Consider the following 22,114-nt stretch of genomic DNA (forward strand, 5'->3'; position numbering starts at 1 on the left):
CGCGATCCGGGCGGCTGATCAGGCGGTGAAGGGGTGGTACTGCAGGGCTTCGTCGATGACTTCATCGGCGCTGAGTTCCGGTGTGCGCCAGAACAGAAGATCGCTGACTCTGGGATACAGCAGAACTCTCTCCAGTTCATCCAACAGTTTGCCGCTGGTGTCGTCGGGAATCGTCGCGCTGGACGAGATAGCGCGCTCGCCGCCGGCGCCGCGGCGCTGCGTATCCTCGAGGATCAGCTGGGCCGGCTCGCGCCGGACGCGGTCAGTCCAGGCCCCGGTACGTCCAGCTGAGCGTCTTCGTACTGGTCTCGCGGCCGCCGTCCAGGACGGTGCGCGTGACGGTCACGCGGAAACCGCCGTTCTCGCGTGGGCGGCGGGGGCCGGTCACCGAGCGGACCTCGCGGTCGCCGGTGTGCCCGTACAGTCCGACCGTCACCGACGTGCCGGTGGTGCGTACCCGGATCACGAACGGCGCGGACGTGTCGTTGCGGATGACGTTGTCGATGGCCCGCCAGTCCAGCGTCGCCTCGCGGCCGGGTGGGTAGCGGCTGATGTAGAGCGAGTGCGGCTGGTGTTTCACGATGTCGAGCCCGGCGAACCAGGCCGCGTTGAACAGCGTGGTCGAGAACTGGGAGACGCCGCCGCCGAGCTGGTCCTCGAGTTCGCCGTCGACGATGGCCGGGGCGGGCACGAAGCCGCGGGCCCGGGTGCGCTCGCCGGCCGTGTCGTTGAGCGAGAACGTCGCCCCGGCCGGGACCACGGCGCCGTCGACCAGCTCGGCGATGCGGTGGATGTTGGCGACCCGGGGCGCGCAGCACGGGTGGTAGGTGGTGAACGTCCCGATCAGCTGGTCGACCCCGGACAGCTTCGGTTCGGCGTGACCGGGCGGCAGAACCCGTACGGCCACTGTCATCTCGGCGCCGCCGTCACGGACGGTTCCGGCCAATGCCCGTACGGCCTCAGCGGTGTCCACGCCCCGCCCCGGCTCGCCTTCGCGCACCGTCACACCCCGGTCCGAGGCCTCGTACGCGAGATCACCCTTGCCGTCGAGCACAGTGCCCGGCCTGGCCAGCTCGACCGACGCGTCACGCGCGGGCCGGATGACCGGGGCGAGCAGAACGGCCAGTCCCTTGCGAGCGGCGGCCTCGTCGACGTTCAGCACCGGCGTGACGTCGTTGCGTCCGCCGGGCCACCGCAGCCGGGTAGCGCCGACCGAACGGCGGGTGGCGTCGGCGTCGAGCCGCACCCCGAGCTCGCCGGGCCGGGCCGTGAACCGCCTGTCCCCGGCGACGATCTCGACCGGTTGCTCGACGCGCTCGCGGACCGGGCCGTTCAAGGCGTCCCGCAGCTGCTGGTCGTTCAGCCCGCCGACGGCCACGCCGGCGATGAACGTGTTGCCCGGCACCACGGCCGACGGGCGTACGAGGAGAACGCCGATCCCGACCAGGAGCACCAGGACCCCGATGCCCACGCCCAGCACCCACCGTCGCCTGCCGCGGGGATGCCCGTACACGTTCGTCACGTACTGATCATGCACGGGCACGACGGCCCCGCCCGCTGTACAACGACTGCGCCTGCAGAGCCTCACGCGTACGCGTGACGGTCCACCGCTCGCCCGGATCGACCCTGAGCAGGCCCTCGATGACCGGCTGGAGCGGACCGGCGTGGCGGAACGGGGCCGGTGTGGCCTCGCTCACGGCCAGCACGGTGGCGAACAGGTCACCCCGGTCGAACGGCGAACGGCCCTCGACCGCCGCGTACAGGGTGGCCCCCAGTGAGAAGAGGTCGGTGGAGGGTTCCAGGGCGGCGCCGTGCAGCTGCTCGGGCGAGACGAAGGCGGGGCTGCCCTGGAAGAAGCCGTCCGGCGCCTCGGCGGTGTGCCCCGGGAACAGCGCGATGCCGAAGTCGAACAGCACGACCCGCCCGTCCGCGCACAGCTGCACGTTGCCCGGCTTGACGTCGCGGTGCACCAGGCCGGCCGCGTGCACCGCCTCGAGCACGTCGAGCAGGCACAACCCGATGCGGCGGACCCGGTCGACGGGCAGCGGGCCGAGCTCACGGATCGCGTCGGCCAGGGTGCGCCCGCTCAGCGCCTCCAGCACGATCCACGGCCGGTCGCCGTCGGCCACCAGGTCGAGAACCCGCACCACGCCCGGGTGGCTGAGCCGGGCGGCCGCGCGGGCCTCGTTCAATGTCTCCCCGTTGCCCCGCTTGAGCGCGACCCACCGCCCCAGCAGCTGATCCTCGGCCAGCCAGACCGTCGCCATGCCACCGCGGCCGAGCACCGACTCCAGGCGGTACCGGCCGCCGACCGTCTGTCCCCTCATGCCTGAAGACTCTGCCGATCCGCGCGGCCGGTGTCGTCACGGCGAGCACCCAACCCGGTTACCGGCTAGCCGGTAACCGGCACCTGGACCGGATATCGGCGCAGCAGCCAGGCCTGCTGACCGAGCGCGAACACGTTCTGCGTCGTCCAGTAGAGCAGCACGCCGACCGGGAAGATGACGCCGCTGACCAGCAACGAGATCGGGATACCGTACGTCATCACCCGCTGGATCGTCCGTTGCGTGGGGTCCTCGACCGGCGCGTTGCGTGCCGCCGACAACCGCATGGTCAGGAACGTGGTGATGACCATGGCGGCGATCAGGACGGCGGCCACCAGCGCGCCGCCACTGCCGAACGTCGACGCGAGCGGCGCCCCGAGCAGGGCAGCGTGCGACGCCTCGTGGAACTGGGTGGTGGTCCAGCCGTACAGGGTCTGCGTGGCCGGATCGGTGATCTCCGGACGCAGGTGGCGCAGCACGTGGAACAGCCCGAACAGGATCGGGGCCTGCACGAGCAAGGGCACAAAGCTCGCGTACGGGCTGACCCCCTCACGCCGGTAGAGCTCGGTCACCGCCGCACCGAGCGCCAGGGGCTCGCCCTTGTGCCGGGCCTGCAGCTCACGTATCTCGGGCTGGAGGCGTTGCATGGCCCGCTGCGAACGCATCTGCCGGACGAACAGCGGCAGCAACGCCACGCGGACGGTGAGAACGACGAAGACAATGGCGGCGACCCAGGACCAGTTGGGCCCGAGGAAACCCCACAGAGACTGCCAAATCTGGATGAGTTCGGAAATAAAGTTATAAATGATCGACACGGCTCGACTCCTCGAGAGGCTGGCGGACAGGCGTCACCAGCGGCCGCGTCTGTCAGGTCAGGCGGCCGCCAGGGGCCGCGCCGTCGGTCCTCTCGGGCGGGTGCGTCCGGGGGCGTCGGGATCTCTGTAGCGAGGGACGCCGGCTTTCTCAGCCCGCGCGCGCAGCGCCAGGCCGATGCCGTCCGAGTCGTCGCCGGGCTGGGCCTGCCGCACGACGAGCAGGACAACAGCGGCGAGGGCGGCCACCACCAGTACGCCGGCCAGGGCGGACGGGCCGGCGTCGGTCAGCATGCCGACCAGCCACCAGAGCGCTCCCAGCCACGTCACGCTGACAACGCTAGCAACCCGCCGCCACAGCCAAGGATGTGAGCAACGCGACCCGTTGTCACACTCCGCTGGGCGCGAGGACGATGTCGAACCTCGTTCTCGACCAGGTGCCCTCGATCACGCGGCCGTCGGGCGTCGGAGTGCCGGCGGGCTGCTGTTGGAAGTCCTTCACCAGCGAGTCCTTGACACCGAAGACGGCGTCGGAGCCGAGCAGTTCGTCACCGCGTACGAAGATGTGCGTCACCAGGGCCCGGTAGTGAAGCTGGGACACCATGAAGTGCAGGTGCGAGGGCCGCATCGGTGAGCGGCCGACCGCCTCCAGCATCTGTCCGACCGGGCCGTCGTGCGGGATCGGGTACGGCGTCGGCGTGATCGCCCAAAAGCGGTACGAGCCGTCCGCGTCGGTGACCAGATGCGCGCGCGCCGCGGTCCGCTCGTCGCCGTACTGGACGTCGTACATGCCGTCCTCGTCGGCCTCCCACACCTCGATCAGCGCCCCGCGGATGGGACGGCCGTCGGTGTCGGTCACGGTTCCCTCGACCCAGCACGGCTCCCCCGCCGCACCGAAGGAGATGTCTCCGCCCAGAGCAACCTCAGGTGAATCCTCGACGAAGAACGGCCCGAAGACCGTCGCCTCGGTCGCGTCGCCATACGCCGCGTTGTTGACCGCGACCGTCTGCATGGAAGCACCGAGCACGTCGGAGAGGAGGATGAACTCCTGCCGCTTGTCATCGGTGATGTGACCGGCACGGGTCAGGAAGCCGATCGCCTGGCGCCACTCCTCTTCCGTCAGCCGCACCTCGCGGATGTAGTCGTGCACATGGCGGACGAGGCCGACCATCAGCTCCTTGAGCCGAGGGTTCTCGCACTGGTCGAACGACCGCACGACCCTCTCGACCAGCTCCTCCTCACGTGCCGCCTGGTCGGACGGCACCGGCGCCTGCGCCCGGGCGTTGGTAAGGCTCACTCGTGGTCTCCTTCCCACGCCGCACGCAGCAGTGCGGTGAGGTTCTCCTCGGTGACAGTGGCGGGGTTGCTCGCCGGCACAACGGCCAGGACGGCCTCGACCGCGGGGGCGATACCCCTCCCGGGCATGCCGTAGTCCTTCAGCGCACGCGGCGCGTCGAGCGCCTCCCGCAGCGCGGCGAGCCCGGCGCCGGCCGAGTCGGCGCCGAACGCCCGGGCGATCCGCCGCTCAGCATCCAGGGCAGCCCGCCCGTTGAAAGCGAGCACGTGCGGCAGCACGACAGCGTGGGTCTGCGCATGCGGAAGGTCGAACATCCCGCCCAGCACATGGCAGATCTTGTGGTGCAGTCCCGAGCCGGCCGAGGCGAACGCGACCGCCGACAGATAGGCGCCGTGCAGCGCCTCCTCGCGGCCCTGCAGCGCCAACGGGTCGGCCTTGACCAATGGCAGACCGACCTTGAGCGCGCGGATGCCTTCCCCAGCCAGAGCGGCGTTGATCGGATCGGCTCGCGGCGCCCACATCGAGTCCACACAATGCGCGAGAGCGTTGAGGCCGCTGGCGACCGACATCTCCACCGGCAACGAGAGCATCAAAGACGCGTCGTACACCACCGTGCGCGGCAGAACCCTCGGGTCGGACCCCGTGGTCTTACGGGCCGCCTCGGTCAGACCCCACACGCTGGTCGCCTCGGAACCGGCGTACGTCGTCGGCACCGCCACAATCGGCAGCCCGGTCGTGAGTGCGACCGCCTTGGCCAAACCGGTCGTGGAACCACCACCGACCGGAACCAACAGGTCGACCTGGGCCCGGACCGCAACCGCCCGCGCCCGCTCAGCCACCTCAACAGGCACATGCATCGCAACCTCGTAGTGCCACACCGCCACCGGCAAGCCGGCGGCAACCTCATGGGCGAGCGCCCTCTCGGGTACCGCGGCGATCACCATGACCCGCGACGCGCCGAGCTCCTTGACCTCCTCTGCAAGCTGCTCGGCCGCCTCCCCCGAGGCGAAACGAACTCGCTGCGCCAACGTGTCGTGGAAAAACCTCATCAGATCGCGCCCCCGATCGGCATCACGAGGATCTTGGCATCCTGTCGCAGGGAAGCGCGCTGGACGGCCTGAGCCGCGCCGGACGTGTGCTCGAGGACCACCTCGGCCGGGCTGGCGCCGTCCTCTCGCAGCCTGCCCACATCGTACGCCGCGTCGGCGCCGACCTGCTCAGCCAGTTTGCGGCGGGCCGGCTCGGTGTCGAACGCGATCAGCTTCGCTGCTCTGAGCCCGAGAGGCGCAGTCGGCGGCGATGATGCCGGCGACGCGGCGGATCGCGGGTGAGGTGTCTCCGGCGCGGGTCGCCAGGGCCAGGTCGACCGTCGCCGGCACGGCCAGTTCGACGTAGGAGACGCCCTCCAGGGCCAGGCTGCGGACCGGTTCGGGCACCAGCGCCACCCCGAGGCCGGCCGCCACGAAGACGACCAGGGTGACGGTTTGCCCGACCTCCATGATCGGCGAGGGCCGGAAGCCGGCCGCGGCGCAGGCGGCCAGCACGTGCTCGTGCATGGACGAGCGGTGCCCCGAGAAGTGCGTGACGAACGGGTCGGCGGCCAGGTCGGCCAGGTCGATGCGGGACCGGCCGGCCAGCGGGTGCTGGTCGGGCAGCACGGCGACGAGCCGCTCGGTGCGCAGGATCCGGACGTCGAGCTGCGGGCGTTCGACGCCGTCGGGGCGCAGCACGACCAGGTCGTACGTGCCGTCGAGGAGCCCGTCGAGCAGCGCTGGGCTGAGCAGTTCGCTGTGCAGATCGAGCCGGATGCCGGGAGCGGCGTCGCGGATCCGGCGGGCGGCCGACGGCAGCAGGTCGTAGCTGGCCGTGCCGATGAACCCGGCCGACACGTGTCCGGCCCGGCCCGAGGCGACCAGGTCCATGTCGGCCGTGGCACGGTCGGTCGCGAGCAGGACCGTACGGGCATGGTCGGCGAACCGGCGGCCGGCGTCGGTCAGTTCCACCCGGCGGGTGGTGCGGCGCACCAGCTCGACGCCGAACTCCTGCTCAAGCTTCTTGATCTGCTGCGACAGCGCCGGTTGGGCGATGTGCAGGCGCTCCGCGGCACGGCCGAAGTGCCGCTCCTCGGCCAGCACGGCGAAAGACCGCAGGTGCCGCAGTTCCATAAGCAGACATTATCAATCGTACGAAAATTGGTATTGGATTCAATCAGTTGTGCCGTCCTACGGTGGCCGGGTGAAGTCGGCTTACCTGTACGCGGCAGCCCGCACGCCCTTCGGCCGGTTCGGGGGCGCGCTGGCCGGGATCCGCCCCGACGACTTGTCCGCGACCGCGCTGCGCGGCGTGCTGAGCAAGGCGCCCGCGCTCGATCCGGCCTTCGTCGACGACGTGGTGTGGGGCTGCGCGAACCAGGCCGGCGAGGACAACCGCAACGTCGGCCGGATGGCGGTGTTGCTGGCCGGGTTGCCGGTCTCGGTGCCGGCCACCACCGTCAACCGGCTCTGCGGCTCGTCGCTGGACGCGGCCATCAGCGGCTCGCGGGCCATCGAGACCGGCGACGCCGAGGTCGTGGTGATCGGCGGTGTCGAATCGATGACCCGCGCGCCCTGGGTGCTGCCCAAACCGTCGCGGGCCTTCCCGGCCGGTGATGTGACAGCGGTGTCGACCACCCTGGGCTGGCGGTTGGTCAACCGGAACATGCCGAAAGAGTGGACCGTCCCGCTGGGCGACGCCAACGAGATGCTCGGCGAGAAGTTCGGCATCGGGCGAGACCGGCAGGACGAGTTCGCCGCGCGCTCCCACAACCGGGCCGACGCCGCCTGGGCCGGGGGCTTCTACGACGACCTGGTGGTACCGGTCCCCGGCGCCGACCTGTCCTGCGACGAGGGCATCCGGCCCGGATCGTCGGCGGCCGGACTGGCCGGGCTCAAGCCGGTGTTCCGGCCCGACGGCACGATCACCGCGGGCAACGCCTCGCCGCTCAACGACGGCGCGTCCGCCGTGCTGCTCGGCTCCGGGGCCGCGGCCGGCCGGATCGGCCAGGCCCCGATCGCACGCGTCGCCGGCCGTGGGGTGTCCGCGGTGGAACCGCCGATGTTCGGCTACGCCCCGGTCGAGGCAGCCGCGCGAGCCCTGGCCCGGGCCGGCATCACCTGGGCCGACGTCGGCGCGGTGGAACTCAACGAGGCCTTCGCGGTCCAGTCGATCGCCTGCGTCGACGCCTGGCTCAAAGAGGGGCTGGCCGACGCCGAACTGGTCAACGCCGAGGGCGGCGCCATCGCCATCGGCCACCCGCTCGGCGCCTCCGGCGGCCGGATCCTGGGCACCCTGGCCGCCCGCCTGCGCCGGTCCGGTGACCGCTACGGCGTGGCCGCGGTCTGCATCGGCGTCGGCCAAGCCCTGGCCGTAGTGCTGGAGAACGCGCAGTGACCGCCACGATCTGCGCCACCACAGCCGAGGCGGTGGCCGGGATCCGGGACGGCTCGACCGTGCTGATCGGCGGGTTCGGGATGGCCGGCATGCCGGTGCGGCTGATCGAAGCGCTGATCAACCAGGGTGCACGCGACCTGACCGTGGTGTCCAACAACGCCGGCAACGGCGATACCGGACTGGCGGCGCTGCTGGCCGAAGGCCGCGTCCGCAAGGTCGTCTGCTCATTCCCGCGGCAGAGCGACTCGTGGGTCTTCGACAGCCTCTACCGGGCCGGGAAGATCGAGCTCGAGGTGGTGCCGCAGGGCACCCTGGCCGAACGGATGCGCGCCGCCGGCGCCGGCATCGGCGCGTTCTACTGCCCCACCGGGGTCGGCACGCCGCTGACCGAGGGCAAGGAGACCCGCGACATCGACGGCCGGACGTACGTCCTGGAATATCCGATCAACGGCGACGTCGCGCTGATCGGCGCCCACCGCTCGGATCGGATGGGCAACCTCGTCTACCGCAAGACCGCCCGCAACTTCGGCCCGGTGATGGCCACCGCGGCGACCACGGTCATAGCGCAGGTCCACGAGATTGTCGCCACCGGCACCCTCGACCCCGAGTCGGTCGTGACCCCGAGCATCTACGTCGACAGGGTGGTGGCGGTATGAGCCTCGACAAACACCAGATCGCCGCGCTCATCGCCCGCGACATCCCGGACGGCGCCTACGTCAACCTCGGGATCGGCCAGCCCACACTGGTCGCCGACCACCTGCCGGACGACTCCGGCGTCGTGCTGCACACCGAGAACGGCATGCTCGCCATGGGGCCGGCCGCCACCGGCGACCAGATCGACCCCGACCTCATCAACGCGGGCAAGGTGCCGGTCACCGAGCTGCCCGGATCGTCGTACTTCCACCACGCCGACTCGTTCGCCATGATGCGCGGCGGGCATCTCGACGTCTGCGTACTCGGCGCGTTCCAGGTCTCGGCCGGCGGGGACCTGGCCAACTGGCACACCGGCGAACCGGGCGCGATCCCCGCCGTCGGCGGGGCGATGGACCTGGCCATCGGGGCCAAGAGCGTGTACGTGATGATGACGCTGTTCGCCCGGGACGGGAGCCCGAAACTGGTGCCCTCGTGCACGTACCCGCTGACCGGGATCGGCTGCGTCGACCGCGTCTACACCGACCTCGCCACCTTCCTCATCACTCCGGAGGGGATCGAGGTGCGCGAGACGCACGGAATGTCGATCGATCAGCTTCGCGACCGACTCGCAGTGCCGTTGCTGCTTCCGCGGGACCCATCACCATCGGCGGCAACGCCTGGCTCGGCGGCGAAGTCATCGTCTGTCCAGGCGTGACCGGATTCACCTTCGGTTCCTCGGCCGATGATGGCCCGTATGCGGTCCAGGACGTCGAGCTGGGCGGGGTTGTACAACCCGGTGATCGCTTGACCGATGATCGCCCAGTTACGCGGTCCGCTCAAGGTACCCGCCGTCCGCAGAAAGCGGAAGCGGAATTCTGTTTCCGGTTCCTGTAGGGTCGGCGGCACGAACCGAACCACCGCAGGAAAGTCGAGATCCCCGTGGACCCCCGGACCCGTCGTATCCCACTCAACGCGACCTACGCCGTCCTGGCGGCATCGGTCGTCGTCTTCACCCTGATGCAGTCGTTGCTCACCCCCGTCCTCGCGACGATGGTCACGGTCCTGCACACCAGCCAGGGCACCGTCACCTGGGTGCTGACCGCGTACCTGCTCTCGGCCTCGATCTTCACGCCGATCATGGGCCGGGTCGGCGACATCCTGGGAAAACGAGGTGTCCTTGTCCTCACCCTTGTCGCGCTGTCCGTGGGGTCGCTGCTGGCGGCGACTGCCACCACCCTCACGGTGATGATCATTGCCCGGGTCATCCAGGGTGTCGGCGGTGGCGCTCTTCCGCTGGCCTTCGGCATCATCCGGGACGAGTTCCCCCAGAAGAGAGTTGCCGGAGCCGTCGGGCTGATCGCCTCGCTGAGCGCGGTCGGCGGGGGTCTCGGCATCGTCCTGGCCGGCCCCGTCGTCGACCACCTGGGCTTCCGCTGGCTGTTCTGGCTGCCCATGATCGCGACGATCGCGACCGCCGCCGCGGCTCACTTCTGGGTGCCGCCGTCGCCGGCACGAAGCGGCGGAACGGTGAGCTGGCTGCCCGCGGTGCCGCTTTCGGCCTGGCTGGTGTGCCTGCTGCTGGCGATGAATCAGGCGACCGTCCGGGGCTGGGCCTCACCGGCTGTCATCGGCCTGCTGATCGGGGCGCTCGCGCTGGGCGCGGCATGGATCGCCGCCGAGCAACGTGCCGCGACTCCCCTGATCGACCTGCGGATGTTGCGCCTGAAGGCGGTATGGACCGGCAACCTGGTCGCTCTGCTCACCGGCGCCGCGATGTACGCGGTCTTCGCCTTCCTGCCGCAGTTCGTCCAGACTCCGTCCTCCGCCGGCTACGGATTCGGCGCAGGCATCGCCGAATCCGGTCTGCTGCTCCTACCGTCGTCGATCACCATGTTCGCGTCCGGCGCGCTCGCCGGCCGCCTTGCTTCGATCATCGGCGCCAAGCGCGTCGTCGTCCTCGGCTGTCTCATCGCCGCCGCCTCCATGGCACTGCTGGCCGTCGCTCACGGGCACACCTGGGAGATCTACCTGTCCTCAGCCCTCATCGGCGTCGGGCTCGGACTCGTCTTCGCGGCCATGTCCGGTCTCGTCGTCGCCGCCGTCCCGCCATCGCAAACGGGCGTCGCCAGCGGCATGAACGCCAACATCCGAACGATCGGCGGCTCGATCGGCGCGGCGCTGATGGCGAGCGTCGTGACCTCGCAGCTGATGCCGAGCGGCCTGCCCGAGAAGTCCGGTTATACACTCGGCTTCGCCGCGATGGCGGTCGTCCTGGTGCTGGCCGCCGTGGCCGCGCTCCTACCCGAAGCCCCCGCCACGCCCCGGATGGCTCCGGCCGCGCCGCCGGCTGAGCAGGGCGAACTGGCAACGCGTGCCGGCGGAGCAGGCGCGCCGGGAGAGGAGTTCTCGTGCGCCGAGACGCGGCCCGGAACCAGGAGCTGATCCTCAGGAGCGCCCATGAGGTGTTTTCCGAACTGGGCACCGATGTGGGCCTGGACGTTGTCGCCGGCCGTGCCGGCGTCGGCGTCGGCACCGTGTACCGCCATTTCCCGAACAAGGACCTCCTGCTCGACCACCTGGTGAACACGATGTACGAGGGCCTCATCGCCGCCGCGCAGGAGGCCCTCGCACGAGGAGACGGCACAGGTCTGGAGGACTTCCTCCGCCGGCTCAGCAGATCTCTGATCGAACACCTCGGCTATTCCGACCGATTCATCAGCGGCCGGGGCCCGGGCGTGGGCGAGCAGCTCGACAGCCTGTTCGACCAACTCCTGGCCCAGGCCAAGACCCATCGCATGATCAACGACAGCACCACGAAGGCCGACCTCCAGATGCTGATCTGGGGAGTACGCGGTGTCGTCGCCGTGAGCGGCCCCGTGGCCCCCGACGCCTGGGAACGTTTCCTCGACATCCACCTGGCGGGACTACGCGCAACTCCGTTTCCCAGCGCCAAACCGGGCCCGGACGCCCGACAGATCAGGGACATGCTGGACGCCCGCGACAAGAATTGAGGCGGATGCTGGTCTCGATGGACGGTTCGCTCGTCACTGCTCGGTGAGGGGCGCGCGTGGTCAGCCGTGGACCGTGGCTTTCGACATCTCGTCGATCCATGCGGTTCGGGGCCATCGGCGCTGGCGGTCGGCGCCCGTGCCGTCCCGCCGCAGCCGCCTGAGCCCGGCGGACACCACGTCCAGGTCGCCGTGTTCGCGCAGTGCCGGGGTAACCCGTTCGACCAGTTCGCCGACCAGGTCCCAGGCCGGCCGAGCCCGCCCGCTGACCGGGTCGAGGAGCGTGCCGCCCAGCCCGTCGTGGGCGGCGTTCCAGTGCGCGGCGTGCAGCACCACGTCCGGGATCTGCGGGGCCGGACGCCCTGACGACGCCTCGGCCAGCGCGGTGCCGACCAAGCCGCGGGCCAGCGCCGCCACCAGCACGGTGTCGTCCGCGGTGAGGCACACGTCGGCCACCCGGATCTCCACGGTCGGGAACGACGCGGACGGACGGGAGTACCAGAACACCATGCTCTCGTCCATCATCTCGCCCGAGGCGATCAGCATGCGGACCGTACGGTCGTAGTCGCCGGCCGATTCCAGGTGCGGCCACGGCCCCAGGCTGGGCCACCGTTCGAGCTGGACGGAACGCCAGCCGGCGTAGCCGGTGTCGGCCCCGCAGTACAGCGGCGAGTTGACCGCCAGCGCCTGCAGCACCGGCAGCCAGCCGCGCAGCCGCGTGCACACCTCGACGGCCGACGCGACGTCCGGGACGCCGACGTGCACGTGGCAGCCGCAGACCGCGGGGTCCCGCGCGATCGGCCCGTAGTGGTCGGCTATTGCCTGGAAGCGCGGGTCGTCGGCCGGTTCGCGGTGGTGGTCGGCGACGGGAGTGGCACCGACGGCGGCCAGTGTGGCGCCGGTCGCGACGGCCAGTTCGGCGGTCGCCCGCCGTGCGGTGAGCAGTTGCCCGCGCAGGTCGTCGAGGCCGGTGCAGACCTCCGTCACCATCTCGACCATGCACGACCGGAACTCGCGGCGGTAGCGCCGGCGCAGGTCGCCGGGCAGTCCGGCGACCACCTTCCCGGCCAGCGGCGCGTTCTCGCCGGTGTGCGGGTCGAGCAGCAGGAACTCCTCCTCGACGCCGACGGTGAGGGTCATCGGGGCCGGGTGGCGGTCAGCAGCACGACGGCGATGCGCTCGGCCCGGGCGTACGCGGGTCCGTCCAGTTCCTCGTCGTAGACGTCCGGGTCGACCTCGCGGTAGGCCCAGGTGAGCCCGGTTCCTTCGAGCCGCCGGGCCGCCGCCTCGCGCAGCGGGTCGTGGCCGTCGATGATGCCGCAGCCGCTGAACAGCACCAGCGAGCCGCCGGGGGCCAGCCGTTGCGCGGCCACGTCGATGATCGTCAGGGACAGTTCGTTGCCGTGTTCGCCGCCGCCGTCGCGGTAGGTCCGGCCGGCCGGGTCGATCATGAACGGCGGGTTCGAGATGATCAGGTCGAACGGGCCGTCGACGTCGTCTAGCAGGTTGCTGCGGAGGGGCTTGACGCCGTCGGCGCCGGCCAGGGCCGCGTTGATCCGGGCGTAGCGCAGCGCGGTGTCGTTGATGTCGACGGCGAACACTTCCGCCCCGGGGGCCCGTTTCGCCACGCTGATCGCGCCCGCTCCACTGCCTGTGCCGACGTCTGCGACCCGGGCCGGCGGGTGATCGAGGCCGGTGACGTGGGCCGCGGCGGCGTCGGCCATCCGGTACGTGTCGGGGCCGAAGAACACCGAGTCGGGCGCGTCGGTCGGGTACGCCGAGTGGACGTAGAGCTCGTCGTCGTACGAGGAAAAACGGACCCGGCTGCGCAGCAGGTCGCCGCTCGGCTCGACGGCGTCGGCCGCGCGCAGCAGGTCGAGGATCGGCACGGGCAGCACGCCGGGGGTGAAGGGCCGGCTCCAGCCGAACACGTCCCGTACGGTCCGGGCCGTCTCGTTGCCGGGACGCCCGTTGACGTGGGCGTGGGTGGCGGGTGTGACGGTGGTGAAGTGGTAGCCGGAGTCCTTGAGCTCGCGGCCGAGTTGCAGCAGCGCCTCGTCGGCGGCCTGGCTGTCCCCGCCGACGGGAGCGGAAACGGTGTCGGTCGTCGTCATGGTCGTGTTGTTCCCCGGAGCGCCCGGGTTACTCGGACGAGATCGTCATCCGAGCAACCCGCAAAAGCCCGCTCAGTCAGGTGTCGGGGGTTGTGGGTGGTGCGCGGGCCGGTCGCGGATCCACCCTCGTGCGCGCCCAGGCCCGCCGCCTGTGACCATGGGGTGGTGGATGCCACCGAGGCCATGACGGCGTTGCGTGTCACGCCCCGGGACAGTTCGGGACGGCTGGAGTCGCGTTCGGGCGCGGGCGTGCACCCGGTCACCACGGCCGGCGGCGCACCGGCCTTCCTCAAGGTCGGCGCCGACGAGCGGGAGCTGCGGTTCTACCGCGAGATGCGGGTGCCGGTGCGCACTCCCGAGCTGCTGGATTTCCTCGTACGGGGTCAGGAAGTGGCCCTGCTGCTGTCCGCGAGCGGCGCCACCGTCGACATCGCACAGTGGACGGATGTCATGTGGGCCGGGCTCTTCGCCGACCTGGCCGCCCTGCACGCGACGCCTCCGCCGCGGTGGGACGCCCCCGATCCGCTGCTGGAGGCCATGGCCCGGCCGGACCTCGGCCTGATCCGCGGTTTCTGGGGCGACGACGTGCGGCCCGACCCGGATCACCTGCGGTCGGCCATGTCCGGGGCGGGGCGGGCGTTCGTCCACGGCGACTGCCACACCGAGAACATCACCGTGACCGGCGGCTACCTGCACTTCTGTGACTGGCAGTCGGCCGGGGCGGGACGGCCGTCGGCGGATCTGGCGCTGCTCAGCGTGCGGGCCACCCCGGCGGGCGTACGGGTTCCGCTCGAACGCTTCCCCGCCGGCGAGCCCCTGCGGCAAGCCGTCGAGGCCGAGGAGCTCGCGATTCTGATCTTCCTGTGGCCCCTGTACGCCGGTTACAACTCCGACGAGGGCAACGAGCGCGTCCGCCGGCGGGGCCGGTCACTGGCTCGCAGCTTGCGAGGGTGAGCCCGGGTGGTAGGTCAGATCCATGGTGTCGGTGCGCCCCGGCCAGGTGAGCGTGAGATGCCAGCAACCCGGCCGCGGCAGGTCGACGATCGACGGGCCGGGACCGCCGGCGACCTCGGCCTGGGCGGTCACCGCGGCGCCGGCCAACTCCGCCGTGATCGTCAGGTCGCCCCGCTCGAACGGCGCCCGCGCCACCCACAGGATCTTGTTGTTGCGGTCGGGGGCGGGCGGGCTGCTGAGTGGATGACCGAACAGGACGGCCAGCAGCTCACCCCGGTCGCTGAGCACGTGTCTGGTGCCGCTGCCGTCCCAGCTGAAACCGGCGCGGGCCCACTCGGGCAACGCTTCGGTGCTGATCGTCTCGCCGCACGCCGCGTCGGTCGTGCGCGGCGGGTCGGCGGTGCGCGGCGAATCGGAGCTGCAACCGGCCAGCAGCAGAACGGCAGCGGCGACGGCGAGTGTCCTCATACCTGTAAGGACACCACCGTCGCCGCCCGGGTTCCTCAGTCCGCCCAGTCGATCTGCGGCGAGCGGTAGAAGTCGACGCCCCGGGCCGCCCAGCGCGGGCCGTAGGCGCCCAGCCTCGTGCGGAACGACTCCCAGTCCCCCGCCGGCGACCAGCCCAGCTCGGCGTGGCCGGCCAGCCGGGGGAACGCCATGAACTCGATGTCGTCGAGGTCGCGCAGGGTCTCGGACCAGAGCGGCGCCTCGATCCCCAGCACAGCGCTTTCGGGCACGCCGGTCAGATGCGTGCCCGGGTTCCAGTCGTACGCCTTGCGCACCTCGATGAAGCCCGCCCAGCTCAACCCGAGGCGGGTCGACGGGTCGTACTTCTGATCGATGTACGCGAGGTTCGCCGGCGACATGATCACCTTGGTGCCGTTGGCCACGGCCGCCGCCAGGGCCGGGTTCTGTGTGGTCAGACCCCAGTACTGCGCCACCGCGGTGCTCGCCTCGGGGGCAACCGCGATCTCGTTCCACCCGTACGCGGTCTTGCCGTACTTGCGGACCAGCGGCAGCACCCTTTTCTGGAACGTCAGGTAGTCGGCGTCGGTGGTGGCGTGAGCCTCGTCGCCGCCGATGTGCAGGTACTTGCCGGGGGTCATCGCGGCCAGCTCGCGGATCACGTCCTCGACGAAGCGGTACGTCGTCTCGCTGCCGATGCACAGCGAGCTGTACCCGACCGCGGTGTCCGTACGCGGCGGCGGCGCGATCCCGTCGCAGGTCAGCTCCGGGTAGGCCACCTGCGCCGCGTTCACGTGCCCCGGCATGTCGATCTCGGGCACGATCGTCACGTACCGGCTCGCGGCGTAGCGCACCAGGTCGCGGTAGTCGGCCTTGGTGAGGTAGCCGCCGCCCACGCCGTCGACCCCGGTGCCGGCCGCGCCGCCGACGGTGGTGAGCCGCGGCCACGAGTCGATCTGGATGCGCCAGCCCTGGTCGTCCGACAGGTGCAGATGCAAGTGGTTGATCTTGAACTTGCTGATCTCGTCGATGTGGCGCTTGATCTCGTCCGGCGTGTGGAAGTGCCGCGCGACGTCGAGCATCGTCCCGCGATAGCCGAACCGTGGGTGGTCAACGATTTCCCCACCCGCGATCGTCCGCGCCCCGCGCAACGGCACGAGCTGCTGCAACGTCTGAGCCCCGGCGAACAGTCCCGCCGCTGTGCCCGCACGCAGCGTGACACCGTTCCTCTTCACGGTCAGCCGATAGCCCTCCGGCCCGCCGCTCACCCGCCCCAGTTCCAGAGCGATTTTCCCCGTACGGGCGGAGGCGTGCCGCACCACCCGGAGGCGCAGCGCCTCCCCCAGCTGCTCGGCCACGGCGCGTGCCCCCGGCGGCGCCTCGATGACGGTGCCCGCGGTGAGCTTGAAGCCCGGCCCGCCCGGACGCACCTCGACCGGGGCCGGAATGACACTGCCCAGCGCGACCGCGGGCGCGGGCGGCGCGGCGTGAGCCGGCGCGGCGGCGGTCAACGGCAGAGCACAGGCAAGAAGCACAGCCAGACGTCTACGCATCCCCCGACGTTACATAGCCACCCTTCGATCCGTGAAGACTCCTGCCAATAAGAGGTCGGCGGCTGCCAACAAGAGGGGCAGCGGCGAAACTACAGCCGGCCGAAACAGACCCGGCTCACCCCGGTGGGCCGGCCGGTCCACGGACGGGAACAGTTCGCCGCGCCGCCGGTTCAAGGACGGGGACAAAGTTCGCCGCGCCAGCCGGTCCAACGACGGGGAGAATTCGCCGCGCCGGCCGGGCCGGTGGAGCACCGAGCCGGCCGCATCGGGCCGGACCTGACGGTGGCGGCCGAGCACGCCGCCGGGGCTGCGGTTACGCTGGGTCAACAGCAAGCTGAGGACGGGGCTGCAGATGATCAATGTGCAAGAATTCGCGCGGCGGCTCAGCACCCTCGGTGCCGACGCGTACACCAGCGACGACGTCGTGGACCTGGCCACCGCCGCCGACGTCCGCATCAGCGCCGACCTGGAGATCGACGCCGCTCTCGCGCAGCGCCTGCTCGACCAGGTCAAGCCCGCGCCGCCGGTGACCGGCGCACAGATCACCGCGTCGACGTGGCCGCCGCCCACGTCGTCCCGCCCCGCCGCGCCCACGCTGTCGTTCTCCAGCCCCGGCGCCGTCGACGCACCGGCCGACCAACCGGCCCGTTCCCGCGGCCCCCGGCCCCCGCGCGGCGGCCGCCGCCCCGGCCCCCGCCGATCCGGCCGGTAAGCCGCACGCCACCGCCGATCCGGCCGGCAAGCCACACGCCACCGCCGATCCGCCCGGCAAGCCACACGCCACCGCCGATCCGCCCGGTAGGCCGCTCATCCCGGCCGGACGGACCCCATCGAGTGCCGTTCATACGCTGCGTATACATGCTCATGGACACACCGCAACGGCGCTGGTACTAGTTGAGGGTGCTGAGGGTCATCGAGTGGGTTGTGCTGGGAATCGGTAGCACGTCCGCCATCGTCTACGGCGTCCGTCGTCACCGGCCCGCCCGCACGGGGCCCTGGCTGCTGCTGGCCGGCGCCATCGTGACCAGCGCCGCCGGCGACGTGCTGACCGCGCTGAACCGGCCCGACCTGGCCGACCTCTGCTTCTATGCGATGTTCGCGCTGGTCGCGTGCAGTCTGCTGCAGCTGACCCGCGTCGGTTCGATGCTGGTCGACCGGGCCCGGCTGATCGACCTGCTGGCGTTCGCGTGCTCGACGCTGCTGGTGGTCTGGGTGTTCGTCATCGGTGACGCCCGCCGGATCGGTGACATCTCCGGGGCGTACGTGATCGGCGCCCTGCTGCTCCTCGCGGTTGTCACCCGGGTGCTGGTCGCCGCGGGCCGCAACGTCTCGGCCGCCCTGCTCGTCGCCGGCGCGGTCGGTGTCCTGGCCGGCAACATCGTGGAGCCGCTGTGGCCGGGCCGGCTGAGCGAGATCGGGTACGTGGTGCTCTACCTGGCCTGGGGCGCCGCCGCGCTGCACCCGTCGATGGTCCGGCTCACCGAGCCCGCGGCGCCGCGGCCGAGCCCGTGGCGGGGGCGATGGGCGGCCCTGCTCGGCGTCGCCGTGGTCACCCCGCCGGTCGTTCTGCTGATCGAGGCGGTCTCGGGCCGGGTCGGAGACGGCGTGGTGATCGCCGTGGCGGGCGCGATCACGCTGCTGCTGACCATCACCCGGCTGACCGACTCGGTGACCCTGAACGGTCAGGCCCTGGCGCGTGAACGCGGTCTGCGGCAGGCGAGCGCCGCGCTGGTCGCCGCCGCCGACACGTCGGCCGTGAACGAGGCCGTCCGGGCCGCGGTCACCCAGCTCATGCCGCCCGGGACCGTACGCCGTACGGTGTTCGCCGCCGACGACCACGAACTCGCCCTCGAAACCGCGCCCGGCCGCGCGACCGCCCCCGACCACGAACTCACCCGCGACACCAGCGCCGGCCGCGAGAGCGCGCTTGAGACCCCGCCGGACCGCGAGTTCGCGCTCGGAGCCGCGCCCGGCCCCGAGGACGGGTCACCGCGGCGCAGCTGGTGGATCGAGGACGCGGACCCCGGCCACGCCACGCTGATCTGCCCACTGTGGCTGGAACCGCTCTCCGTCGCCCGGCCCGGCGGCGGCGCCCTGATCCTTGAGGGCCGGCGCGACACCCTCACCGCCACCCGCGACACCCTCGAGGTGCTGGCCGGGCAGGCCGCGCTGGCGCTGGAACGCGTCTCGCTGATGGAGGCGGTCGGCCGCCGCGACAGCGACCTCTACCTGCGTGCGGTGATCCGCAACAGCGCCGACATCATGGTGGTGATCGACGAGGACAGGCGGATCCGGTACGCGAGTCCGTCGCTGCGCGAACTGCTCGGCGCCGACGACCTGCCGCCACTGGCCACACTGGACGAGCTGGTGCATCCGGACGACCGCGACCAGCTGTGCCGCGCCTTCCGCGGCTCCGGCGACGGAGTGGTGTTCTGCTCGCTGCTGCGGGCCGACGGCACCCCGGTGCCGGTCGAGGCCACGTACCGCGACCTGCGCGCGGACCGCCTGGTCCAGGGTTTCGTGGTGACCATGCGGCGCTTCACCCGGGGTCCCGAGCCGGACGACCAGCAGCCCCAGCGCGACAACCTGGGCGAGCTGCCGTCCTGGGTGAACCGCCGCAGCGCCCGCGACAAGTTCCGCTACTGATCGGCGCGGGCGGGCCCCGTGGGGTGCACGGGGCCCGCGCTCACGTCACGCCTTCGGCGGGGTCACCTTGAGGGTCATCAGCGGGACCAGGCCCGTGATCTGGGTCTTGACCTCGATCTTGACGCCCGCGCCGGCCACCTTCACCGAGTTCTGCGGGTTGGCCGCGTTCCAGTAGCGCAGCGGGTCCGAGTCGTCGAAAACCGGGATGGCCGGCTGGCGGGGCACCGACACGGGAACGCCGTTGCGGTGGAACGTCACCGGGTCGGTCTTCTGCAGGCCGAACGTGGCGTCGAAGGGCTGACGCCGGTTGCCGAGCAGGACGCCGTCGGGGAAGACGATCGGGGACGGCCGTGCGTCGACCGGCAGGGCCAGACCCGTACCGGGGTGGCGGCTGGTGTTGTTGTTGCCCACGGCCGGGTTGACGTACCAGACCACCAGGCCGTCCTGGTAGGGGAAACGCTCGGCCCAGTCGGGGCGGGTGTCCTGCCAGCCCCAGTTGTACGGGCCGACCTTGAGGACCTCGTCGTAGCCGTTGTACGTCCTGTACTCGGCGGCGTAGTACGAGCCGTCGGCCAGCGGCACCACCACGGCCTGGGGCAGCACGCCCTCGCCGTACGCGGCCGAGCCGAGGGTGACGTACTTGGACTTGCCCGGCTCGACCGTCACGAAATCGGACCAGCCGAGGAAGATCTTCTCCCAGGCGCCCATGTAACCGGGGGTGGAGCCGATCGTCGGGGCGCCGCGGCCCAGCCACGAACCGGCCGACATCAGGGTCCAGAAACCGGTGCCGTTGTCGCCGCCCGCGGTGTCGTACAGGTCGGGCAGGCCCAGGTCGTGGGCGTACTCGTGGGCGAAGACGCCGAGGCCGCCGTTCTCCGGCTCCGTCGTGTAGTCGCCGATCCAGATGCCGGTGTCGCCGATCTGCGCGCCGCCGGCCTTGTTGCCCTCCGGGCCCGCGCTGCCGGCCAGGTCGGGGAACGCGAACCAGCGGTGCGACCAGATCGCGTCCTCACCCTGCGCGCCGCCGCCGGCCTCCTCGCCCTCACCGGCGTGGATGGCCTGGAAGTGGTCGACGTACCCGTCGGGCTCGTTGAAGTCGCCGTCGCCGTCGAAGTCGTCGCGGTCCCACACGTCGAACGTCTTCAGGTACGCCTTGATCTGCGCGGACGTCTTGCCGGCGGCGACCTGCGACTCGTACCAGGCGGTGGCGCTGTCCTTGACGAAGTTCCAGTAGCCGTCGCTCTCGGCGATCTCGTTGCTGCCGTAGCGGGCCTCGTTGTAGGGCAGCTCGACCCACTCGGAGACGTCACCGCTGACCGTGTAGCGCCCGCCCGACTGCTTCGAGTAGAAGGTCGTCATCGACTCCTGCTTCTTGTCGAACAGGAGTTTCTTGAAGTGCGCGGGGCTGAAGTCGCTCGCCCAGATCGTCGTGTTGTCGTTGGCCCGGTCGGGGCGCGGGATCTGGTTGTGCAGCGGTCCCGGAGTGCCCCCCGCCGCCGGGTAGGTGGCGTCGCCGAACTCGACGAGGAACGTGAGGACCGGGTCGGTCTTGGTCTGCTTCTTGCGGTACTCGACGAAGCGGTTCTTGCCGAGCTTGATGACTTCCGATCCCGTACGGTTCTCGGCCTTGAGCTCGCCCGCGATGAGCTTCTCCAGGGCCTCCGTACGCTCGGCCTCGCGCTGTTCGCCCAGCGGGTGGGGCAGGTTGTCCTCGCCCAGTGAGGTCTCGATGGCACCCGGCGAACCCGCGTTCGGTGATTCGAAAGCGGACGCCGGAGCGGCCGTGAAGCCGGCGGTCACCGCGATCGCGGAGACGGCCGCCAGCACGACGTGACGTTGTTTCAAGGAGCACTCCTCAAACCTTCAGAGGTAAGCCGGACGACGAGCACGCTGTCGGAACTCCGTTTCCGGCCCGGGTCGTGTTCATGAAATCTCATGCATTCGAATATGTCGATAACCAAGGTCAGGCCCCGGCCGTGGCGGGCGGGGCGGGCGCGGGGCGGGGCAGGCAGGCCGAGGCGAGGCAAGCGACGGCGGGGGCGCGTCCGGCCGTCCGTCCGTCAGGAAGGGGTGTGAGCTTCGAGGAGGCCGCGCGTGAGTTCCAACGGGTGATCAACGCGCTCATGCAGGGACACCCCGGCGTCGGGGCGGAGGACCTGACGCGGGCGGTCGACGCGCTGGCCGGCCATCTGGGCGCGGACGAGATCGCGGTGGTGCGGCTCTGGGCCGACCTGCTGACCGCCTACGAGCATCGCGATGTGGCGGCGTTGACGGCCCTGCCCGCGCGGCTGGCCGAGCTGCGAGCCCGGCTGCCCGCGGACTTCCCGCTGCGGGAGATTCTCGACCCGCTGGCTCGGACGGCCGGTTTCCTGGCGCAGCACGTGACCCGGCCCCGCGGGGCCGCGTTCACCGTTCTCCCGCCGGCCGACGGCCGCGTGCCGGACGCGATTCACCAGGCAATGCAACTGCTCGCCGCCGGCGGGCCGGTCCCGGCGAAGACGATCAACAAGCTGCGCCGGGACGCCGTACGGCTGGACATGACGCCGCTGGAACGCGCGTTGCTGTTCGCCCAGATCGGGATGATCAGCGCCGGCAACGGCCATCCCGTGCTCCTGACCGTCGCCATCCGCGACTTCCGGAAAGCCGTCGAACACGCCGCGGCGGGCGACCCGCAGCGTCCGCAATACCTGACCATGCTGGCCGATGCCCTGCTCAACCGGGCCCAGGCGACCAGCGAAGCGGCGCCCGGACCGGCGCGGATGGTCATCCGGATGTCCCTGCGCCCGATGACCGGCGCGCTGCGGGACGCGGCCGAGGGCGTCGCCCTGCTGGAACAGGCCCGCGAGCTCGCCGGCTGGACCGGGCAACCACATTGGGCA

General features: G+C 71.1%; 22 protein-coding genes. 8 read left to right on the forward strand and 14 right to left on the reverse strand.

All coding sequences use genetic code 11. From position 1 onward, the window contains the following. Positions 1 to 18 precede the first annotated feature (18 nt). The 9 genes from C8E87_RS47075 to C8E87_RS04600 form a co-directional block, all read right to left on the reverse strand. Complete coding sequence (locus C8E87_RS47075; RefSeq protein WP_498371093.1) at positions 19 to 237, reverse strand: bacteriocin immunity protein; 219 nt, start codon at positions 235 to 237, stop codon at positions 19 to 21. A 25-nt stretch (positions 238 to 262) separates the two neighbouring features. Further along, positions 263 to 1,522 carry a VanW family protein gene (locus C8E87_RS04570; RefSeq protein ID WP_133871920.1) on the reverse strand — a complete coding sequence of 420 codons (1,260 nt, stop codon included), beginning with the start codon at positions 1,520 to 1,522 and terminating at the stop codon, positions 263 to 265. Positions 1,523 to 1,529: 7 nt separating this feature from the next. Then, positions 1,530 to 2,327: a serine/threonine-protein kinase gene (locus tag C8E87_RS04575; protein WP_133871921.1), complete on the reverse strand. Its 798-nt coding sequence runs from the start codon at positions 2,325 to 2,327 to the stop codon at positions 1,530 to 1,532. Between the two features lie 65 nt (positions 2,328 to 2,392). Continuing rightward, a complete protein-coding gene (locus C8E87_RS04580) occupies positions 2,393 to 3,139 on the reverse strand; it encodes a YidC/Oxa1 family membrane protein insertase (RefSeq protein ID WP_133871922.1) in 747 nt (248 codons plus the stop codon). A 57-nt stretch (positions 3,140 to 3,196) separates the two neighbouring features. Further along, on the reverse strand, positions 3,197 to 3,466 hold the full coding sequence (locus C8E87_RS04585) for a DUF6412 domain-containing protein (RefSeq protein WP_239080274.1): 270 nt from the start codon (positions 3,464 to 3,466) through the stop codon (positions 3,197 to 3,199). A gap of 58 nt (positions 3,467 to 3,524) precedes the next feature. Continuing rightward, positions 3,525 to 4,433, reverse strand: coding sequence for an intradiol ring-cleavage dioxygenase (locus C8E87_RS04590; protein ID WP_239080273.1), 909 nt, complete (start codon positions 4,431 to 4,433; stop codon positions 3,525 to 3,527). Next, positions 4,430 to 5,482: a maleylacetate reductase gene (locus C8E87_RS04595; protein ID WP_133871923.1), complete on the reverse strand. Its 1,053-nt coding sequence runs from the start codon at positions 5,480 to 5,482 to the stop codon at positions 4,430 to 4,432. Before C8E87_RS04595 ends, C8E87_RS04590 begins: the two co-directional genes overlap by 4 nt. Next, positions 5,482 to 5,622, reverse strand: coding sequence for a hypothetical protein (locus tag C8E87_RS43495; RefSeq protein WP_166661080.1), 141 nt, complete (start codon positions 5,620 to 5,622; stop codon positions 5,482 to 5,484). The genes C8E87_RS04595 and C8E87_RS43495 overlap by 1 nt, the downstream gene beginning before the upstream one ends. Before the next feature lie 28 nt (positions 5,623 to 5,650). Next, complete coding sequence (locus C8E87_RS04600) at positions 5,651 to 6,598, reverse strand: LysR substrate-binding domain-containing protein (RefSeq protein WP_133871924.1); 948 nt, start codon at positions 6,596 to 6,598, stop codon at positions 5,651 to 5,653. 70 nt (positions 6,599 to 6,668) lie between these two features. Here C8E87_RS04600 and C8E87_RS04605 point away from each other — a divergent pair, with 70 nt between their 5' ends. The 5 genes from C8E87_RS04605 to C8E87_RS04625 all read left to right on the forward strand — a co-directional run bounded on the left by C8E87_RS04605 (position 6,669) and on the right by C8E87_RS04625 (position 11,506). Then, on the forward strand, positions 6,669 to 7,862 hold the full coding sequence (locus tag C8E87_RS04605) for a thiolase family protein (protein WP_133871925.1): 1,194 nt from the start codon (positions 6,669 to 6,671) through the stop codon (positions 7,860 to 7,862). Then, positions 7,859 to 8,518: a 3-oxoacid CoA-transferase subunit A gene (locus C8E87_RS04610; protein ID WP_133871926.1), complete on the forward strand. Its 660-nt coding sequence runs from the start codon at positions 7,859 to 7,861 to the stop codon at positions 8,516 to 8,518. The genes C8E87_RS04605 and C8E87_RS04610 overlap by 4 nt, the downstream gene beginning before the upstream one ends. After that, positions 8,515 to 9,210, forward strand: coding sequence for a 3-oxoacid CoA-transferase subunit B (locus C8E87_RS04615; protein WP_133871927.1), 696 nt, complete (start codon positions 8,515 to 8,517; stop codon positions 9,208 to 9,210). The genes C8E87_RS04610 and C8E87_RS04615 overlap by 4 nt, the downstream gene beginning before the upstream one ends. A 224-nt stretch (positions 9,211 to 9,434) precedes the next feature. Continuing rightward, positions 9,435 to 10,937 carry an MFS transporter gene (locus tag C8E87_RS04620; RefSeq protein WP_239080272.1) on the forward strand — a complete coding sequence of 501 codons (1,503 nt, stop codon included), beginning with the start codon at positions 9,435 to 9,437 and terminating at the stop codon, positions 10,935 to 10,937. After that, positions 10,904 to 11,506: a TetR/AcrR family transcriptional regulator gene (locus C8E87_RS04625; RefSeq protein ID WP_133871928.1), complete on the forward strand. Its 603-nt coding sequence runs from the start codon at positions 10,904 to 10,906 to the stop codon at positions 11,504 to 11,506. Before C8E87_RS04620 ends, C8E87_RS04625 begins: the two co-directional genes overlap by 34 nt. 60 nt (positions 11,507 to 11,566) lie before the next feature. On the opposite strand, the gene C8E87_RS04630 is transcribed toward C8E87_RS04625, so the two are convergent. Beyond that, on the reverse strand, positions 11,567 to 12,643 hold the full coding sequence (locus C8E87_RS04630; RefSeq protein ID WP_133871929.1) for a carboxylate-amine ligase: 1,077 nt from the start codon (positions 12,641 to 12,643) through the stop codon (positions 11,567 to 11,569). Beyond that, positions 12,640 to 13,617: a methyltransferase gene (locus C8E87_RS04635; RefSeq protein WP_133871930.1), complete on the reverse strand. Its 978-nt coding sequence runs from the start codon at positions 13,615 to 13,617 to the stop codon at positions 12,640 to 12,642. Before C8E87_RS04635 ends, C8E87_RS04630 begins: the two co-directional genes overlap by 4 nt. Before the next feature lie 165 nt (positions 13,618 to 13,782). Here C8E87_RS04635 and C8E87_RS04640 point away from each other — a divergent pair, with 165 nt between their 5' ends. Continuing rightward, a complete protein-coding gene (locus tag C8E87_RS04640; RefSeq protein WP_133871931.1) occupies positions 13,783 to 14,571 on the forward strand; it encodes a phosphotransferase in 789 nt (262 codons plus the stop codon). On the opposite strand, the gene C8E87_RS04645 is transcribed toward C8E87_RS04640, so the two are convergent. Beyond that, the gene (locus C8E87_RS04645; RefSeq protein WP_133871932.1) at positions 14,545 to 15,039 is read right to left on the reverse strand and encodes a hypothetical protein; all 495 of its coding nucleotides are present in this window, start codon (positions 15,037 to 15,039) and stop codon (positions 14,545 to 14,547) included. The genes C8E87_RS04640 and C8E87_RS04645 overlap by 27 nt on opposite strands. A gap of 35 nt (positions 15,040 to 15,074) precedes the next feature. Further along, positions 15,075 to 16,589, reverse strand: coding sequence for a beta-N-acetylhexosaminidase (locus C8E87_RS04650; RefSeq protein ID WP_133871933.1), 1,515 nt, complete (start codon positions 16,587 to 16,589; stop codon positions 15,075 to 15,077). Positions 16,590 to 16,941: 352 nt separating this feature from the next. Here C8E87_RS04650 and C8E87_RS04655 point away from each other — a divergent pair, with 352 nt between their 5' ends. Together C8E87_RS04655 and C8E87_RS04660 are read left to right on the forward strand one after the other, a co-directional pair. Next, positions 16,942 to 17,301: a hypothetical protein gene (locus C8E87_RS04655; protein ID WP_133871934.1), complete on the forward strand. Its 360-nt coding sequence runs from the start codon at positions 16,942 to 16,944 to the stop codon at positions 17,299 to 17,301. A gap of 188 nt (positions 17,302 to 17,489) precedes the next feature. Next, positions 17,490 to 19,235 (forward strand): PAS domain-containing protein, encoded by a 1,746-nt coding sequence (locus tag C8E87_RS04660; RefSeq protein WP_133871935.1) that lies wholly within the window; start codon positions 17,490 to 17,492, stop codon positions 19,233 to 19,235. A gap of 45 nt (positions 19,236 to 19,280) precedes the next feature. On the opposite strand, the gene C8E87_RS04665 is transcribed toward C8E87_RS04660, so the two are convergent. After that, positions 19,281 to 21,080 carry an immune inhibitor A domain-containing protein gene (locus C8E87_RS04665; protein ID WP_203720688.1) on the reverse strand — a complete coding sequence of 600 codons (1,800 nt, stop codon included), beginning with the start codon at positions 21,078 to 21,080 and terminating at the stop codon, positions 19,281 to 19,283. Positions 21,081 to 22,114 lie beyond the last annotated feature (1,034 nt).

The sequence above is a fragment of the Paractinoplanes brasiliensis genome (genome assembly GCF_004362215.1).
Taxonomy (GTDB): domain Bacteria; phylum Actinomycetota; class Actinomycetes; order Mycobacteriales; family Micromonosporaceae; genus Actinoplanes; species Actinoplanes brasiliensis.